The organism is Enterobacter sp. 342, from assembly GCF_036663495.1.
Taxonomy (GTDB): domain Bacteria; phylum Pseudomonadota; class Gammaproteobacteria; order Enterobacterales; family Enterobacteriaceae; genus Enterobacter.
This window is the reverse complement of the sequence record NZ_JAWUEI010000022.1, coordinates 39500-57429: the sequence shown is the minus strand read 5'-3', so window position 1 is coordinate 57429 and position 17930 is coordinate 39500. Positions and strand designations below refer to the sequence as shown.

The window sequence follows — 17930 nt, the reverse complement described above, 5'->3', positions numbered from 1 at the left end:
ATTATTCAAGGAACAGCTTGCGCAGATATTTTGGTACCGCGTTGTCGCCGTTGGTGCCGATGACTTCCAGCTCCGGGTGCAAATCTTTCAGACGCTGGTGCGCGTTCTCCATAATGCAGCCCTTGCCCGCCATAGAGAGCATTTCGGCGTCATTCATGCCATCACCAAAGGCGATACAGTCTTTCAGTTCAAAGCCCAGCCGTTTCGCAACAGCTTCCAGCGCATGACCTTTCGACACGCCGCCCGCCATTACTTCCAGACAGGTCAGGGTCGAGAAACTCACGTTAACACGGTCGCCCCAACGAGCGTTGATCGCCTGCTCCAGCGGCAGCAATTTTTCGTGGCTTTCGCAGGTGAAGAACACCTTGCTGATACCTTCAGGTTCAAGCAGGGCTGGCTCGTACAGGGTGTAGTTGAATACCGCTTCCTTGAAGAAACGCATTTCGTCAGGGCGGTGGCGGTTCATAAACCACTCATCATCGCGATAGACATTAGTCACGATATCCGGGTTGTTGTGCACCACACCGAACAGATCGGCGGCGATATCGCGATCCAGATTGTGGGTAAAGATCAGGTTTCCATCGGTATCATGTACGCGCGCACCATTGGAGGTGATCATGTACGATTTGATTTCCAGATTATCGCGGATCTGCCCCACGTCTACGTGGTGGCGGCCAGTGGCAAACACAAAGTTCACGCCACGGGCAGTCAGAAGCTTTAGGGTCTCTTTCGCGTAAGGCGACAGGGTGTGGTCGGGGGAAAGCAGCGTGCCATCTAAATCAGATGCAACAACCTGGTACATAGGGAAATTTAACCTCAATAAAAAATCAGTTATACCTGTTGAAAAATTCAACAATGGCGTTGAGCGCGACTGAGCGCATAGCGTCCTTTTCAAAAAGGATCTCATGGTACGCGCCGTTGATGACCAGCGGTTTTCCCCCTTCACAGGGATGACCGGCGGCAGCGCGGAGTTCACAAAAACGATCGTGCATGCGGTTATCCACCACACGCTCTTCTTCAGCCTGAATCAGAAGTGTTGGCGTGTCATCATCACCCGCACCAGCAAGCACCTGTTCCCCGGCAAGAATACCTTCCCGGACCCAGTGATAGGTCGGGCCGCCAACGCGCAGGCGTGGTTCATCGGCATAAAAACGCAGGTTACGACGATAACGCTGTCGGCTGTGGGTTAACACGTTCATCGCAAACGGCAATGCACGCCAGCGCCCCGTCCCGATGGCATAGCCTTCACGAATGCGCTGATGGCCCTCAGCCCAGTCGAGAATATGGCGCACCATCCAGTCAGGAAAACGCATGACGATGCCATACATTGGCGCGGTGAGCGCAATGGCATCGCACTGGTGCTTATAGCGCTGTAAAAATAGCGTAGAGATTGCCCCACCCATAGAGTGCGCCAGAATATAGCGCTTACGCCATGGACCAGGTTCAACTTCCTGCTGCCAGAACGCGGCAAGATCGTCGACATAATCGCTGAAGTTATCCACATGACCGCGGTGCGTGTCCGATAACAGACGACCAGAAAGCCCCTGCCCGCGATGGTCGATAATCAACACATCAAAGCCAAGATGGACAAGATCATAAGCCAGCTCGGCGTATTTGATGTAGCTCTCGATGCGCCCAGGGCAGACGACGATCACCCGATCGTTATTCACATTGCGGAAACGCACGAAGCGTACAGGAATATCACCGACGCCCGTAAACTCATCTTCCTCACGCTGCCGCCAGAAATCGGTCAGCGGCCCCATAGAGAAAGCAGCAAATGCGTTTTCTCGTGTTTCCCAGTCCTTTTTCTGCTGAAACATCGGGTTTCCACTCACGTAAGCCAAGGAATATCGTTTTTTCGTAACAGGTCACAAAATGACTCAACAATAGCGTATTGTGGCATAAAAATAGACGGTTCGGGAGCTTCAAATGACCTTCGAGTGGTGGTTCGCCTACCTGCTGACATCCATTATCCTCAGCCTTTCACCGGGCTCAGGTGCTATTAACACAATGACCACCTCCATCAACCACGGTTATCGCGGTGCGGCGGCGTCGATCGCCGGTTTGCAGACCGGGCTGGGCATTCATATTGTGCTGGTCGGGATTGGTCTGGGGACGCTGTTCTCCCGCTCTGTGCTGGCGTTCGAAGTACTGAAATGGGCCGGTGCAGCGTATCTGATTTGGCTGGGTATTCAGCAGTGGCGGGCGGCAGGTTCGATTAATCTCAACACGCTTGCCCAGTCGCAAACCCGTGGTCGTCTGTTCAAACGCGCGGTGTTCGTAAACCTGACCAACCCGAAAAGCATTGTTTTCCTGGCTGCCCTGTTCCCGCAGTTTATCGCTCCACATCAACCACAGGTGATGCAGTATGTGGTGCTGGGCGCGACCACCATTATCGTCGATATCATCGTGATGATTGGTTATGCGACGCTGGCACAGCGAATTGCGGCGTGGATTAAAGGGCCTAAACAGATGAAGGCCCTGAATAAAGTGTTTGGTTCGCTGTTTATGCTGGTGGGCGCGCTGCTTGCATCAGCGCGTCACGCTTAGCGAGAAATGATGAGATGAATACCAAAGCCGGCGAACAGCGCGCCGGCAAAGCCGTCGATCCACTTCGCGATGCGCTGATAGCCACGGCGCATCGCCGGTAAGGCAAACAGGCTTGCAACGATGGTGAACCACGCAAACGTCTCAACGACAATCAGCAGGAAAATACCCCAACGCGCACCCGCGCCGACACTATCCCCCACGAACAAAGAGAACACGGAGCCGAAATAGATAATCGCTTTTGGGTTTGCCAGATTGGTCAGCAGCCCCTTCACAAAGCTGCGGCCGCCCGTTGCCAGCTCCACCTTTGGCTCTTCCGGTTTTTTCTCTTCTTTCTTCAGCGCCCCGCGCAGCATCTGGTAGCCCATCCAGCACAGATACAAGCCACCGCCGACCATAATGATGTTATGCAGCCAGGCCATCTTCGCCAGGATCAGGTTCAGACCGAGCAGCGCAACCGCCGCCCAGACCATCACGCCCATGGTGATACCCAGTACACCCATCATCGCCTCTTTGCGGGAGCGGCTGACGGCCGTTTGTGATACGAAGAAAAAGTCAGGACCCGGGCTCATCAGCGCAACGATGTGCACTAACGCCACGGTGAGAAATAGCATTAACATAATTCGCTCGCGGGGAAATAATTCAGTGAGTCATCATCCTGGCACTTTTTCGCCCGGCTGACTACTCCTCATCATCACCATCGGCGTGCGAGCGGATGAGCGCCATAAACTCTTTACCAAAGCGTTCGAGCTTACGCGTGCCGACACCGTTGACGCTGAGCATTTCGCTGGCGCTCAGCGGCATTTGTTCGGCCATCTCAATCAGCGTCGCGTCGTTGAAGACGACATAAGGCGGGATATTCTCTTCATCGGCAATGGCTTTTCGCAGCTTGCGCAGTTTGGCAAACAGCTTACGGTCGTAATTACCGCCGTAGGATTTCTGCATCACGCGCGGCTTGAGGGCGATGACGCGCGGTACCGCAAGCTTAAGTTCGACATCACCGCGCAGCACCGGACGCGCGGCTTCGGTAAGCTGAAGCGCAGAGTGCTGGGCGATATTCTGTGTGGCAAAGCCAAGGTGAATTAGCTGACGAATAATACTGACCCAGTGCTCGTGACTCTGGTCCTTGCCAATACCGTAGACAGGCAGCTTGTCGTGGCCCATATCGCGGATACGCTGGTTGTTGGCACCGCGCAGCACTTCCACCACGTAGCCCATCCCGAAGCGTTGATTGACACGGTAAATGGTCGAGAGTGCCTTACGCGCATCCATCAGACCATCGTATTGTTTAGGGGGATCAAGACAGATATCGCAGTTACCGCACGACTCCTGACGCCCTTCGCCAAAATAGTTGAGCAACACCAGACGACGACAGGTTTGCGCTTCGGCAAAGGCCCCCATCGCATTGAGCTTGTGGCGCTCAATATCCTGCAACTGTCCCTGCGGTTTCTCTTCCAGACAGCGGCGCAGCCATGCCATGTCGGCGGGGTCGTAAAACAGCATAGCTTCCGCAGGCAGGCCATCACGCCCGGCGCGACCGGTTTCCTGGTAGTAAGATTCGATATTGCGCGGGATATCAAAGTGCACCACAAAGCGCACGTTGGGTTTATTAATCCCCATCCCGAACGCCACCGTCGCGACCACAATTTGCAAGTCATCACGCTGGAATTTCTCCTGCACGTCGGCGCGGATGTGGTTTTCTAACCCGGCATGATAAGCCGCAGCGCTAAAGCCGCGGTTTTGCAGACGCGCGGCAGTGTCTTCCACTTTTGCGCGGCTGTTGCAGTAAATAATGCCAGACTTTCCGCGCTGTTCCTGCACATAGCGCAAGAGCTGATCCAGCGGTTTGAATTTTTCCATCAGCATGTAGCGGATGTTCGGGCGATCGAAACTGCTGACCTGAATCAACGGGTCGTTCAGCCCCAGCAGACGAACAATATCCAGCCGCGTGGTGTCATCCGCCGTGGCGGTAAGCGCCATAAACGGCAGTTCGGGGAAGCGCTGACGGAGCTGGCCGAGGGCCGCGTATTCCGGACGGAAATCGTGTCCCCACTGGGAGATACAGTGCGCTTCATCTACCGCCAGCAGGACCGGATTCCAGTGCGCGAGATGGTCAAGGAAGTTATCCAGCATCAGGCGTTCCGGCGCGATATACAGCAGGCGGATCTGCCCGGTGCGGCAACCTGCCATCACCTCTTGCTGCTGCTCGCGGGTCTGTGTGGAGTTAAGACAGGCCGCCGCCACGCCGTTGGCAAGCAGTTGGTCAACCTGGTCTTTCATCAGAGAAATAAGAGGCGATACCACAACCGTCAGGCCGTTAAGCACCAGCGCGGGTACCTGATAACAGAGTGATTTACCGCCACCGGTCGGCATCACCACCAGGCAATCACGACCTTCCAGCACGGTTTCAATGATGGTTTCCTGGCCGGGGCGGAACTGCTGGTAGCCAAAGGTTTCATGCAAAACCTGTTTAGCCAGCGACTCCTGATTCAATACTTCCGCCTGCGCCACATTAACCCCATATGCCAGAAATGAAACAGGCGCTATTTTCAGCGCCTGAGAGAGAAACTTCAACGTTTAACGCAAAAACATTCGAGCAGTCTAGAAAATATCGTTCAGCATCACGCCCACACCCACGCGGGTCTGGTTGAAGTTATAATCGATGAGCGACTCGCCGTAACCGCTGTAGACCTGGGTATAAATACGCACATGTTTGGTCATCGGGTAGCTTAAGCCCAATTCTGCGCCGCCGTAGCCGGTATTCCAGTTGTACTGGCCTTTGGCGCTCAGCACCGCATCACCCAGTTGGTAGCCAATTTTGAGCTGATAGTAGCCCATATATTTGGTGATATCCGGGTTGTCATCGGTGCTCCCCACCACGTACCACGGCTTCACTTCCACCATCAAATTGCCATTCTGCGCCATCAGGCGTGTATAGGCGCGGTTCCAGCTACGTGACGTTGGATCGGAACGACCGTTTGAATCGTGGTTGAAACCTACCTCGACGTCACGCAACGTCCAGCCGGCGAACTCGTAATCCGTTGCAAAACCGAGGAACAGTTGCGGCTCATAGTTGGTTTCACGGAACGGCGATGACTCCCCGCTATTAGATAACTGCCACCAGGATTTCTGCGTATAAGACGCGCCGAATACCGAGTTTGGCCCCAGAATGCCGCGCCAGAACGGGAATGCCAGGCTAAGTTGATACTTCACCTCGTCTTTACGCGCATTCTCAGCCCAGTCATAGGAACGAATCGCCTCTTTGTTGAGATCGCTGGTCCAGGTATAGAGCACATAGTTGGTGTCGTAAGGGTAGAGCGTAAACGGATTATCATGCTCCTGCAGGAGGTTAGCGATAATGCTACCGCGAACAGCTGGCGTATCGTGCACCTCTTTGACTGTCGCTTCCTGCGCATATGCTGTGAAGGGCAGCGCAACCGCTGCCAGTAACCAGACCAGATACGTCCGCATCGGTGGTGATCTCCTGCAAAGTATTAAATGATTTAAATTGTTATATGGCGCACATTCTACAGACTTCTGCCGCAACTTCTGCATCATCGTTTCTGAAAGTGGAATTCTTGCTTGCTCAGGCATAAAATCAACATTTCATTAACAATAAGGATGTAATGCCTCATGTCAGCCATGCTTACCGCCGAAGAAGTATTAAAACTCGTGGGCGAGATTTTTGTTTACCATATGCCGTTCAACCGTGCGCTGGGGCTGGAGCTGGAGCGTTACGAGAAAGATTTTGCCCAACTGAGTTTCAACAACCAGCCGATGATGGTGGGCAACTGGGCGCAAAGTATTTTGCATGGTGGGGTGATTGCCTCCGCGCTGGACGTGGCGGCAGGTCTGGTCTGCGTGGGCAGTACACTGACGCGTCATGACACTATCAATGAAGATGAACTTCGTCAGCGCCTGTCGCGCATGGGCACCATTGATTTACGTGTCGACTATCTCCGTCCCGGACGCGGAAATCGCTTTACCTGCACCAGCAGCCTGCTGCGTGCGGGGAATAAAGTGGCTGTTGCGCGTGTTGAATTACACAACGAAGAACAGGTTTATATCGCCAGCGCAACCGCCACTTATATGGTGGGTTGAGGCGACAAAATCGGGTAAAATTACTTCACTTTTTTGTAACGGATTTTCCCGATGGATGCTAAACAGACGCGGCAGGGCGTTTTACTCGCCCTTGCCGCTTATTTTATTTGGGGTATCGCACCCGCCTACTTTAAGTTTATCGCTTACGTACCGGCCGATGAGATCCTCACTCACCGCGTCATCTGGTCGTTCTTCTTTATGATCGCGCTGATGAGCCTTAGCCGTCAGTGGTCGGGCGTCAAAACGCTGCTGCAAACCCCGAAGAAAATTTTCCTGCTGGCGCTCTCTGCGGTACTGATTGGCGGTAACTGGCTACTGTTTATCTGGGCCGTGAATAACCACCATATGCTTGAAGCGAGCCTCGGTTACTTTATTAACCCATTGGTGAACATTGTACTGGGGATGATTTTCCTCGGTGAACGCTTCCGACGTATGCAGTGGCTGGCGGTGATCCTTGCATTCTGCGGCGTACTGGTGCAGCTGTGGACCTTCGGTTCACTACCGATCATCGCGCTGGGGCTGGCGTTCAGCTTTGCGTTCTACGGCCTGGTGCGTAAGAAAATTGCGGTGGAAGCACAAACCGGGATGCTGTTTGAAACACTGTGGCTACTGCCTGTCGCGGCAATTTACCTGTTTGGTATCGCCGACAGCGCCACCAGCCACATGGGCAGCAACCCATGGTCGTTGAACCTGATGCTGATGGCAGCAGGTGTGGTGACCACCATTCCATTGCTGTGCTTTACCGGAGCGGCAACGCGCCTGCGTCTCTCCACGCTGGGCTTCTTCCAGTACATTGGCCCGACGCTGATGTTCCTGCTGGCAGTGGTGTTTTACGGCGAAGTGCCGGGTGCGGATAAGATGGTGACATTCGCCTTTATCTGGGTGGCGCTGGCGATCTTTGTTGCAGATGCGATTTACACCCAGCGCCGGATCCGCAGAGGAATGTAGGTATTGTGTAGGGCGGGTAAGCGCAGCGCCACCCGCCAGATTTTTACAGCCAGTTCCGGCGTTTGAAATAGAGATACGGCGCCAGCCCGGCCAGGATCATAAAGATAATCGCCCCTGGGTAGCCAAAGCTCCACTTCAGCTCCGGCATAAACTCAAAGTTCATCCCGTAGCTGGAAGCCACCAGCGTCGGTGGCAGGAATACCACAGATACCACCGAGAAGATCTTGATGATACGGTTCTGCTCGATGTTGATAAAGCCCATCGCCGCCTGCATCAGGAAGTTGACCTTCTGGAACAGGGATTCGTTGTGCGGCAGCAGGGATTCGATATCTCGTAAAATCTCACGAGCCTGCTCCAGCTGACCACCCGGCAGACGCGCTTTACGCACCAGGAAGTTCAGCGCACGTTGGGTATCCATCAGACACAAACGTACCTTCCAGCCGATATCTTCCAGCTCCGCTAGCGTGGAGAGTGCTTCGTCGTATTCATCGCCCTGATGGCCTTCCATGATGACGCGGCTCAGCTTTTCCAGATCGCTGTAGATGTTTTCAATCTCATCCGCCAGTTGTTCAATTTTGGTTTCGAACAGGTCAAGCAGCAGCTCATAGGCGTTGCCGTCCACCATCGCCTGGCTACGGGCGCGCATGCGATAGAGGCGAAACGCAGGCAGTTCGCGTTCACGCAGCGTAAACAAGCGACCATCGCGGATGGTAAATGCCACGGTGGAGTTGCCCGCGTGGTCTTCGGCGTCTTCAAAGAAGAAGAAGGAGTGGATGTGCAGACCGTCTTCATCTTCAAAAAAACGCGCAGATGCTTCGATATCTTCCAGTTCCGGGCGAGTCGCCAGGCTTTGTCCCAGCTCAGATTGTACGCGAAGGCGTTCATCGTCGTCCGGCTCGACCAGATCCACCCATACGGCATCAATGAGGGGCTGTGACTCTTCGGCTTCAAGCCGAGTCAGTCGGTTATTTTCGAGTTGAAATGCGCTCAACATGACCGGGACTCCCAATGCAAAAAATATCGGACAGTTCGGTGGGCACACAGAAACAAATTGGGTTTCAGACCATTAAACAGCCTGACTCAGCGCGACGGGAATAATGCAAGTCGCTGACAACCACTAAGGCCATCAGCAAGAGGAGATAGCCTTAGGAGTTGTTCCTGGATGACAGGGAATTGAGCCAGTATCTACTGGGTGTGTCCAAGGCGAATGTCCTCTTAGCGTAATCGTGCGCGCATGTTACGCCAGCAATAACTGTGGCGTCAACACGCAACGGGACGCTGAAGGGCATTAATTGACCTTCAATGTATAAGGCTAGCAGATTATTACAAAAAAATTATATTTTTCTGAATGTTAGACTGTTTCCAGCTTCGCATAGGCCGCCACCAGCCATTTGATCCCCTGCCCCTGGAACGCCACTTGCAGGCGGCTATGCTCGCCGCTGCCTTCCAGATTCACAATGGTGCCTTCACCAAACTTCGAATGGCGTACGCGCTGGCCCAGCTTGTAACCGGTGTCGGTTTCCGCAATCGGCGAGCCCATACGCTGATGGCTGACCGGACGACTGATGCTCGCACGCAGACGCACCTCTTCCACACACTCTTCCGGCAACTCGCCGATGAAGCGCGATGGACGGTGATACACCTCTTTACCGTACAGACGTCGGGTTTCGGCGTAAGTCAGCGTCAGCTTTTGCATCGCACGGGTCACGCCCACATAGGCCAGACGACGTTCCTCTTCCAGACGGCCGCCTTCATCCAGCGACATCTGGCTCGGGAACATCCCCTCTTCCATACCGACGATAAACACCTGCGGGAACTCCAGACCTTTGGCGGAGTGCAGGGTCATCAGTTGAACGGCATCCTGCCAGGTATCCGCCTGCCCTTCCCCCGCCTCCAGTGCGGCGTGGGAGAGGAATGCCTGTAGCGGCATCAGGTCTTCGTCTTCTTCGTTGTAGCTGAACTGGCGCGTTGCCGTGACCAGTTCCTCTAAGTTCTCAATACGGGTCTGGCCCTTCTCGCCTTTTTCTTGCTCATACATCGTGCGCAGGCCGGAGTCTTTAATGACCCGGTCGGTCTGCACGTGCAGCGGCATGTCGGTGGTTTCCTGCGCCAGAGCATCAATCAGTTCGAGGAAACGCTGCAGCGCGCTGGCAGCACGTCCGGCGAGCGCTTTTTCCTGCAGCAGCTCGCGGCACGCCTGCCACAGCGTTAGCTGGCGGTCGCGCGATGCCTGACGTACGACGTCCAGCGTACGGTCACCGATACCACGGGTTGGTGTATTCACCACACGCTCAAAAGCCGCGTCGTCGTTACGGTTAGCGATCAGGCGCAGATACGAGAGTGCATCTTTGATTTCCTGACGTTCGAAGAAACGCATACCGCCGTAAATACGGTACGGCATACCCACCTGTAGCAGCGCCTCTTCCAGCACGCGTGACTGGGCGTTGCTGCGGTAGAGAATGGCGCACTGTTCCAGCGCGCCGCCGTTGTCCTGCCAGGTTTTGATGCGATTCACCACGAAGCGAGCTTCGTCGAGTTCATTGAATGCGCAGTAAATTGAAATCGGTTCGCCGTCGACACCATCGGTCCACAACTTTTTACCCAGACGCCCGTTGTTATTTTCAATCAGGGCGTTGGCCGCGCTCAGGATGTTGCTGGTTGAGCGGTAGTTCTGTTCCAGACGGATGGTCTGTGCACCAGGGAAATCGTTGAGGAAACGCTGGATGTTCTCCACTTGCGCCCCACGCCAGCCATAGATGGACTGGTCGTCATCGCCCACGATCATCACCTTACCGGTATCACCCGCCAGCAGACGGATCCACGCATACTGGATGTTGTTGGTATCCTGGAATTCGTCCACCAGGATATTGGTAAAGCGTTCGCGGTAGTGCTGCAGGATGTGCGGTTTGTTAAGCCACAGCTCGTGAGCGCGCAGCAGCAGCTCGGCGAAGTCCACCAGACCGGCGCGATCGCACGCTTCCTGATAAGCCTTGTAGACGTTCTGCCAGGTCTGCTCAACCGGGTTACCGAAGCTCTGAATATGGTGCGGGCGCAAACCTTCGTCTTTCTGACCGTTGATGTACCACATCGCCTGACGCGGTGGCCACTGCTTCTCGTCGAGGTTCATCGCCTTGATCAGGCGCTTCAGCAAACGGAGCTGATCTTCGCTGTCGAGGATCTGGAAATCCTGCGGCAGGTTGGCATCCATATGGTGCGCGCGCAGCAGGCGGTGCGCCAGGCCATGGAAGGTGCCGACCCACATGCCACCCTGGCTGGTGCCCATCAGCTGCGCGATACGGTGGCGCATCTCCGCCGCCGCCTTGTTGGTAAACGTGACCGCCATGATGGAGTATGGCGAACAGTTCTCCACGCTCTGTAACCAGGCGATACGGTGAACCAGCACGCGCGTCTTACCACTGCCCGCCCCAGCCAGCACCAGCAGGTTAGTACGCGAGGCAGCTACGGCTTCGCGCTGTTTGTCATTAAGGCTGTCGAGCAGGTAAGAAACGTCCATTGGCACCGTCACGTCATGTCGGGCAGGCGAATATTTCTACTCGCCAAAACCCTGTTAATTTATACAGAACAATTGATGATTATATCAGCGTCGTGAGGGATGCCAACCGCGAAATTTCCACGTGCGGCAGAAGACGGCTATCGGAGGCGATCATCAGGTCAGCGTTTTCCGGCTTGATCCAGCAGGCCTGCATGCCGCAGCGGATTGCACCGGCCACATCAGTGGTCAGGTCGTCACCTACGTGCAGAATTTCACCCAGCGACAGATTCAGTTTTTCTGCCGCCAGATGATACATATCGCTGAATGGTTTGGAGCGCCCGTGTGGGCCTGCACGCAGCACAAATTTGAAGTAATCACCAAGGCCAAACAGCTCAGGCTGGGCATTACCATTGGTGATCGCCACCAGCGGCCATTTTTCGGCGAGTGCAGTCAGCGTGTCATGGGTTTCCTGTGGCACGTCGATACGACTACGCCATTTGGCAAAGTTTTCCATCGATGCTTCAGCGCCAATGGCGGCATCACGCGCACTCATGCCGACGTTTAGCATGGCTTGCTCTACCGCACGGCGACGCCATTCGGTCACGTCGTGGTAAATGTCGGGTTCGGTCTCCCGCAGGGATTGACGCAGCTTCTGGAAATCCTTGTTCTGCATCGCCTTCAACGCCGGATGGTAGTTCTGCACAAACGCCAGCGACTCCTGCTCAGTACGCAGAATTACCTCGCGGTTGTCATAAAGGGTGTCATCAAGGTCAAAGGTCAGAGCTGAGATCTGCCCGAGTGGGCGGTAAAAACGCATTATTTCCCCCGTTTGGCGCGTGGATGCGCCGCGTCATACACCGAGGCAAGGTGTTGGAAGTCTAAGTGGGTATAGATCTGAGTGGTCGACAGATTCGCGTGGCCGAGCAATTCCTGCACGCCCCGCAGATCACCGCTCGATTCAAGCATATGTGTCGCGAATGAATGGCGCAGCTTGTGCGGATGAACGTGGCTGTTCAGCCCCTGCTTGATGCCCCACTCCGCAAAGCGCTTCTGCACGTTACGCGCTGAGATCCGCTTACCGAGTTTCGACAGGAACAGCGCATCTTCTTCCACGCCAAACAGCCCGCGCAGATCCAGCCAGTGCTCAATCCAGGAGACCGCATTGCGGCCAATCGGCAGACGGCGCTCTTTGCTGCCCTTACCCATCACCCACACTTCGCCGGTGTCCAGGTCGAGATGTTTTAAATCAAGATTAACCAGCTCAGATAGACGCAGACCGGCACCGTACATCACCTCCAGCATTGCGCGGTCGCGCACGGCCAGCGGATCGTTAAGATCGATATCCAGCAGGCGATTCACATCGTCAACGTCGATATTTTTAGGTAAATGGCGCGGCGCTTTTGGTGTGGCAATTCCTTTTGCCGGGTTGGCTTTTAACCCACCCTGGCTGACCAGCCAGTCGAAGAAACTGCGTAATGCAGAGAGCCTGAGTGCCAGGCTCGCCGGGCCTAGTCCCTTGCGGCGACTACGTACCACAAAGGCTCGCACGGTTGCAGCGTCACATTGTTGCCAGCTTTTCAGGCCGATCTCTTCGGCAATCTGCATGATGGCATCAAGCTGACGCTGATAGTTCAGCAGCGTAATCGGGCTAAGCTGACGCTCCACGCCCAGATAACGCAGAAAGCGCGTGACGTCAGTGGTGAGCAGTCCGTCCGTCATACGCGCTCAATCCAGCGCTCCAGCAGCTCAGGCAGCATCAGAGCGATCTCTTGTAACAGGTGCGTAGCTTGCCCCTGCTCATAATGATGCGCATCGCGGCTGGTAAATAACATCACGCCCAAATCGCCATCGCGCCCCATCAGCGACATCGCCACCGAGCCAATCGCTTTGGCTTCCGGTAATACCACCAGCAACTCAGGTCCGTTTAGCGGCCCCAGGTAGTGATGTTCGTGGCCCAGGCGCTGAATACGCAGCGGCTCGAACGCCTGACGGCTGAGAGCCAGATGGGTAAAACCGGACGGCGCGCCAATGCGCCAGCGGTCAGGGAAAAGACGAATCGTTGCGCCAGCCAGCCCAAGCTCGCGCGCCCAGCGGTGGAAGCGACTCAGAAACTCTTCAAGGCTGTGCGCCGACGCCAGACGCGCCTGCAGATGCAGCAGACGATAGAACAGACTTTCGTTGGTGCTGGCCTGTTCCATCAGCAGCGTCATGTTCTCTTCAAGCTGATTGATGTGGTTGCGCGAGCGTGCCATGTGCCATTCGACCAACGACACAGTCTCACGAACCGGATGCGGCACGCGCATCTGTTCGACGACGCGTGCATTGCGAATAAAAAACTCAGGATTGCGCAGCAGATAATCAACAACAGCTCTGTCGTCCAGTTCCGTCGCTGTTTCCTGCAGTTCTTCCCCTGGTTGTTTCATAGATGGATAAACCCGTCATAGACATGTGCCGCCGGGCCAGTCATATACAGTGGATGACCCGGTCCTTTCCAGGCGATATCAAGCCGACCACCTGGTAACTCCACGCGAACTTCTTCTGCCAGTAACCCTTGAGAGATGCCGACGGCCACAGCAGCACAGGCACCGCTTCCGCAGGCCTGAGTTTCGCCCGCGCCGCGCTCGTAAACCCGCAGACGGATGTGCTCACGCTTCACCACCTGCATAAAACCGATGTTCGCGCGCTCCGGAAAACGCTCGTGGCTTTCCAGCACCGGGCCGAGCGTTTCGACGGCGGCGGTTTCCACATCATCAACCTGAATCACGCAGTGCGGGTTACCCATCGAAACGACGCCGCACAATACTGTCTGCTCGGCCGCACGCATAATATAGGTCTTTTCCGCTTTGTTTGCGCGGAACGGTACTGCCGAAGGCTCGAAGTTAGGTTCACCCATGTTAACGCGAACCAGTTCGTCATCAGTCACGCTGAGCACCATGCGACCATTGGCGGTGCTGACGCGAATATCACGCTTGTTGGTTAGCCCTTTCAGGCGAACAAAGCGGGCAAAACAGCGCGCGCCATTGCCGCACTGGTTAACCTCGCTGCCGTCCGCGTTAAAAATACGGTAGTGAAAATCGAGGTCGGGATCGTACGGCGGCTCAACCACCAGCAGTTGATCGAACCCCACGCCCAGATGCCGATCCGCCAGGCGACGGATCAGTTCCGGGGAGAAAAAGACATTCTGCGTTACCGCGTCGACGACCATAAAATCGTTGCCAAGGCCATGCATTTTAGAGAACTGCATCATTTGCTCCATTGCGCGGGTACAGAACGTTGTCGTCAGAGATTAACCTGAGTCGGGCCACCGTTGTCGCCACGATCGTTAGTATCTGGCGTAGAAGACTCAATGCCGCTTTGCACTGGTTTCGTCGGCGGCGGTGCGGTTTTATCCGCTGGCGGGAAATACAGTGGTCCTTTCAGTCCACAGCCAGTCAGGCTAAACAGCGTGATGAGAACGGCAAGCGTTCGAAAAGCGTTTTTCATTATAAAATTGCCCGTAAGTTCAAATCTGGTTCTATCATCGCAGGAGAAGACACAAAAGCAAGAGTTTGCCGCTTTCCTGCAACGGGAATTATTTAGCGTTATACTGCCGCCATCACGAAAAACAGGAACAAAACTATGAACGACAGTGAATTCCATCGCCTTGCCGACAACCTGTGGATGACCATCGAAGAACGTCTCGACGACTGGGACGGCGACAGCGATATCGATTGTGAAATCAACGGCGGTATCCTGACCCTGAGCTTCGAAAACGGCAGCAAAATTATTATTAACCGTCAGGAGCCGCTTCACCAGGTATGGCTGGCTGCCAAACAGGGTGGCTATCATTTCGACCTGAAAGACGGTGAATGGGTTTGCGACCGTAGCGGCGTTACGTTCTGGGATCTGCTGGAGCAGGCGGCGACCGCGCAGGCGGGTGAGGTCGTGAGTTTCAGGTAGTTTTGTTGCCCGGTGGCGCCTACGCTTACCGGGCGAAAAGACTCAGGAGAAATATTGCTGCAACAGCGGCGTAGTGTCCTGATTTGCAGGCACAGCAGGTGTGACGGCCTGGGTCCGGAACGGGATCACCTGCACGCGGCCATCGACGTTCACAATCTGGTAGAACTGCGGCAGGTTGAAGTTGATAAAGCTTGAGCCATAGGTGAAGCGGTCGTGTGAAGAGGAGTAGAAGCGGCTGACGTCGCGCACCAGCTCCTCTTTACTGCCTTCACAATGGTGGTAGACCTCAGCACGGTTGGTCTCATCCAGAATGTAGATGTTGAAACCGGCATCGTCGCCCGACTCTTCAAAGAAGAACTGAATAATCCCTTCGCTGGCAAAACCATCCACCACCTGCGGCAGTTTGACGTGGTTGGTTTCCACCTGCACGGACAGGCCATGCAGCTTGTTGTGCGAAATTGCACCATAAAATTCGATGGCATTTTCCAGTTTCTGTACCGACACGTTCAGACGTTCAAAGAACAAGCCCCAGGTCTGACCGGAGACGCGCAGCGCTTTAAAGCGCCCGGTTTCCTGACGGGTACTGGAGAGACGCAGTTCAATACATTCAGAGACCAGTTGCTGCACACGAGTACGAATCAACCCGCGCAGATGCTGGCTGTAGCAGAACACTTCTACGCTGTCCGGCGGCGCGGCATCCTGGTGCATCTTACCGAGAATGGTTTTCAGCGCTTCGATCATCGCCTGCTCGCCGTTGAAATGCAGGGTACGCACTTCATTCCACGAGTTGCGATACAGCAGGTCAACGCTGCCCACCAGGCAGTTTTGCTGCTCGCCAAAGCTAAAGACGTCCAGCTTGCGGAAGTCAAAATGGACCACCTGATTGCGGAAAGCCGCCGTCGGGTCGTATTCCAGGTTGACGATAATCGCCAGATGACGAATCTCACACGGGCTGTAGAGCGCTTTTGGCGTTGGCGCAGGCAGGCGCAGCGGGAAGTGATGGGACACATCCGCTACCATCTCCTGCAGTTTGGCTAAGTCGACGACCTCATTACCCTTGATGAACAAACGGGTACGTGAAGTCAGCAGGCCGTTAAACCAGGCCCAGGCCACCAGCTTGTTCAGGTAGCGGTTATACTCCAGCGGCTGATGGCTGATGATCGAATCCATGCTTGGCGCACGGTTGTACAGATACCACCCGGTGCGGTTCGCGCGTCCCGGTGGCACATAGATAAACGTCAGATTCGGTTCAGACAGGTCAGGCGAAATCTGCGGGTTAACCAGCGTGACTTTACCTGGCAGCGCTTCAAACGCAGCGTACAGTTTACGGGTCAACACCCCGATATCCTGCGGGCTGGCGGAGACGCTGAGATTATTGCGGCGCGCAAAGCGGATCAGGTTTCGGTAGCTTTGCATCATCGCATCAAGCAATTCGTTGTGCGCTTCACGCACCTGGTCGATTTTCCAGTTGGCGCGGTTGTCGAGCATGGACAGACGCTCTTCGTCCCATCCCCACTCTTTGACTAACTGACTGACCACTTCACGACGCCAGCCAACGCAGGCGCGTTCGCGGCTCAATTTTTCACAGACTTTGAGATAGAAACATCGACGCACCAGGTCTAGACGCGTGGTGTCCTCAATGGCTTTCAGGTATTCGGTGACGCGTTCGAGCATCATGCAGTAGGCATCAAGCCCGAAGGAGACAATCTCACCATCGTGCAGACGCTGTTTGATGTCTTTCGCCAGCAGGCGCGGCGTAGGGTATTCCCAGGAGTAGGCTTCGAGCAGCAGCGTTTTCAGCACCGCTTTATACGGGGAGTCAATGCTCTTATAGAGCTGCCAGAGGCTCGCGCCAAAGTACTCTTCGGCCGACAGGGAACTCAGGCCGCCCAGGTCCAGCCATTCGTTTGGCGTCAGTACGCCCTGCGCATACAGCGACATGACGTAATCGTCGTAATGCTCTTCTTCTTCGCACGGCACCATATTCCAAAGAATACGCTTACCGGCCAGACGAACGGCAGTACGGTAAAATTCATCCAGCAACAAAATGTGCTGGGTCGAGCCGCAGTCCTCACCACCCAGACTGCCGCTTTCGTTATGACGGAAACGGTTTTCATCAATCAGGAAGAAACTCACTTCCACACCGAGCGACGCAGCCCAGCTCTCCAGCAGGCTGCATTTGCGCTGCAACAGCTGACGCTCTTCGTTATCGAGCCAGGATTGATGGCAGACCCAGATGTCCAGGTCAGAAGAACAGCTTTGCCCTACCGATGAGGTACTTCCCATAGAGTAAACGCCAGTAATCGGCAGTTCACCTTTCGGGGACTCCTGTGGCGGCATGCCACGGTAGAGTTCCAGCTCGTTCAGATAATGCTGTTGGGTTTCATCAGGCGTGAAAAGGCAGATGCCCTGGGGAACGTTACCGTCGAGGTAACCCGGCATCAGCGGATGGTGATAGTGCAATAATGTCGGCAGCAGACTGTATACCTGCTGGAAAGCAGGGCCCATAGCAGCAAGCGCGCGATCCACACGCAGTTGATTTATGGCATCCAGTCTCTGTTTCAGAGTCTCAATATAGAGGTACAAGACGTATCGCCTGATGTTTCCGGGTGTCGCAAACTATTCAAAACACGAATAACAGCGGACCCGCAGTATTTCAAAAAGATAACCGTTACCCTTTTTCGCCCTTATCATTTTTGGTGGTACCGACGAAAAAATGGTCTAAAACGTGATCAATTTAACACCTTGCCGATTGACCGTAAAGAAAGATGCGCTACATACAAGTGTAGCACCGTTCTGTACGTGTAAATTCCTGAATACGGCTATGGCTGACGAATACGCCGCCTTGTCCCTCTCACTCTTCATCAACCGTAAAACTGCCATCCCAGAGTCAACAATGTTA

At 54.8% G+C, this 17930-nt stretch carries 18 protein-coding genes; 4 read left to right on the top strand and 14 right to left on the bottom strand.

The genetic code is table 11. The features are described from left to right. Nucleotide 1: 1 nt before the first annotated feature. Both yigL and pldB read right to left on the bottom strand, forming a co-directional pair. Nucleotides 2-802, bottom strand: a complete 801-nt coding sequence (yigL, locus tag V6E55_RS17210) for a sugar/pyridoxal phosphate phosphatase YigL (protein WP_316943477.1) — start codon at nucleotides 800-802, stop codon at nucleotides 2-4. A gap of 25 nt (nucleotides 803-827) precedes the next feature. Next, nucleotides 828-1820, bottom strand: a complete 993-nt coding sequence (pldB, locus tag V6E55_RS17205) for a lysophospholipase L2 (protein ID WP_316943476.1) — start codon at nucleotides 1818-1820, stop codon at nucleotides 828-830. Nucleotides 1821-1929: 109 nt separating this feature from the next. Here pldB and rhtB point away from each other — a divergent pair, with 109 nt between their 5' ends. Beyond that, complete coding sequence (gene rhtB / locus V6E55_RS17200; RefSeq protein WP_028018181.1) at nucleotides 1930-2550, top strand: homoserine/homoserine lactone efflux protein; 621 nt, start codon at nucleotides 1930-1932, stop codon at nucleotides 2548-2550. On the opposite strand, the gene rhtC is transcribed toward rhtB, so the two are convergent. The 3 genes from rhtC to pldA all read right to left on the bottom strand — a co-directional run bounded on the left by rhtC (nucleotide 2547) and on the right by pldA (nucleotide 6018). Then, complete coding sequence (gene rhtC / locus V6E55_RS17195) at nucleotides 2547-3167, bottom strand: threonine export protein RhtC (RefSeq protein WP_010426287.1); 621 nt, start codon at nucleotides 3165-3167, stop codon at nucleotides 2547-2549. The two genes, rhtB and rhtC, sit on opposite strands and share 4 nt — an antisense overlap. A 61-nt stretch (nucleotides 3168-3228) precedes the next feature. After that, nucleotides 3229-5058, bottom strand: coding sequence for an ATP-dependent DNA helicase RecQ (gene recQ / locus V6E55_RS17190; protein WP_114979876.1), 1830 nt, complete (start codon nucleotides 5056-5058; stop codon nucleotides 3229-3231). A gap of 90 nt (nucleotides 5059-5148) precedes the next feature. Further along, nucleotides 5149-6018 (bottom strand): phospholipase A, encoded by an 870-nt coding sequence (gene pldA, locus V6E55_RS17185; RefSeq protein WP_114979875.1) that lies wholly within the window; start codon nucleotides 6016-6018, stop codon nucleotides 5149-5151. A 162-nt stretch (nucleotides 6019-6180) separates the two neighbouring features. On the opposite strand from pldA, the gene yigI reads away from it, so the two are divergent. Both yigI and rarD read left to right on the top strand, forming a co-directional pair. After that, nucleotides 6181-6648 carry an acyl-CoA thioesterase YigI gene (yigI, locus tag V6E55_RS17180; protein WP_028018184.1) on the top strand — a complete coding sequence of 156 codons (468 nt, stop codon included), beginning with the start codon at nucleotides 6181-6183 and terminating at the stop codon, nucleotides 6646-6648. Between the two features lie 51 nt (nucleotides 6649-6699). Further along, complete coding sequence (rarD, locus tag V6E55_RS17175) at nucleotides 6700-7596, top strand: EamA family transporter RarD (protein ID WP_114979874.1); 897 nt, start codon at nucleotides 6700-6702, stop codon at nucleotides 7594-7596. Between the two features lie 43 nt (nucleotides 7597-7639). Here the strand turns inward: rarD and corA are convergent, their stop codons facing one another. The 8 genes from corA to lptM form a co-directional block, all read right to left on the bottom strand. Then, nucleotides 7640-8590 (bottom strand): magnesium/cobalt transporter CorA, encoded by a 951-nt coding sequence (gene corA / locus V6E55_RS17170; RefSeq protein ID WP_008501540.1) that lies wholly within the window; start codon nucleotides 8588-8590, stop codon nucleotides 7640-7642. 151 nt (nucleotides 8591-8741) lie between these two features. Next, complete coding sequence (gene ysgD / locus V6E55_RS17165; protein WP_212743980.1) at nucleotides 8742-8798, bottom strand: YsgD/CorL family protein; 57 nt, start codon at nucleotides 8796-8798, stop codon at nucleotides 8742-8744. Between the two features lie 149 nt (nucleotides 8799-8947). Next, nucleotides 8948-11110: a DNA helicase II gene (gene uvrD, locus V6E55_RS17160; RefSeq protein ID WP_129994761.1), complete on the bottom strand. Its 2163-nt coding sequence runs from the start codon at nucleotides 11108-11110 to the stop codon at nucleotides 8948-8950. 79 nt (nucleotides 11111-11189) lie between these two features. Then, complete coding sequence (gene yigB, locus V6E55_RS17155; protein ID WP_129994760.1) at nucleotides 11190-11906, bottom strand: 5-amino-6-(5-phospho-D-ribitylamino)uracil phosphatase YigB; 717 nt, start codon at nucleotides 11904-11906, stop codon at nucleotides 11190-11192. Further along, entirely contained in the window at nucleotides 11906-12808 is a 903-nt protein-coding gene (gene xerC, locus V6E55_RS17150) for a tyrosine recombinase XerC (protein ID WP_316943474.1), read from the bottom strand. The genes yigB and xerC overlap by 1 nt, the downstream gene beginning before the upstream one ends. Next, entirely contained in the window at nucleotides 12805-13512 is a 708-nt protein-coding gene (locus V6E55_RS17145; protein WP_028018189.1) for a DUF484 domain-containing protein, read from the bottom strand. Before V6E55_RS17145 ends, xerC begins: the two co-directional genes overlap by 4 nt. Further along, entirely contained in the window at nucleotides 13509-14333 is an 825-nt protein-coding gene (gene dapF, locus V6E55_RS17140) for a diaminopimelate epimerase (protein WP_108091171.1), read from the bottom strand. The genes V6E55_RS17145 and dapF overlap by 4 nt, the downstream gene beginning before the upstream one ends. 35 nt (nucleotides 14334-14368) lie before the next feature. Next, nucleotides 14369-14572 carry an LPS translocon maturation chaperone LptM gene (gene lptM, locus V6E55_RS17135; protein ID WP_028018191.1) on the bottom strand — a complete coding sequence of 68 codons (204 nt, stop codon included), beginning with the start codon at nucleotides 14570-14572 and terminating at the stop codon, nucleotides 14369-14371. Between the two features lie 135 nt (nucleotides 14573-14707). Between lptM and cyaY the strand changes: the two genes are divergently transcribed. Further along, a complete protein-coding gene (gene cyaY, locus V6E55_RS17130) occupies nucleotides 14708-15028 on the top strand; it encodes an iron donor protein CyaY (RefSeq protein ID WP_028018192.1) in 321 nt (106 codons plus the stop codon). Nucleotides 15029-15070: 42 nt separating this feature from the next. On the opposite strand, the gene cyaA is transcribed toward cyaY, so the two are convergent. Beyond that, nucleotides 15071-17614 carry a class I adenylate cyclase gene (gene cyaA / locus V6E55_RS17125; RefSeq protein ID WP_114979871.1) on the bottom strand — a complete coding sequence of 848 codons (2544 nt, stop codon included), beginning with the start codon at nucleotides 17612-17614 and terminating at the stop codon, nucleotides 15071-15073. Between the last annotated feature and the right edge of the window lie 316 nt (nucleotides 17615-17930).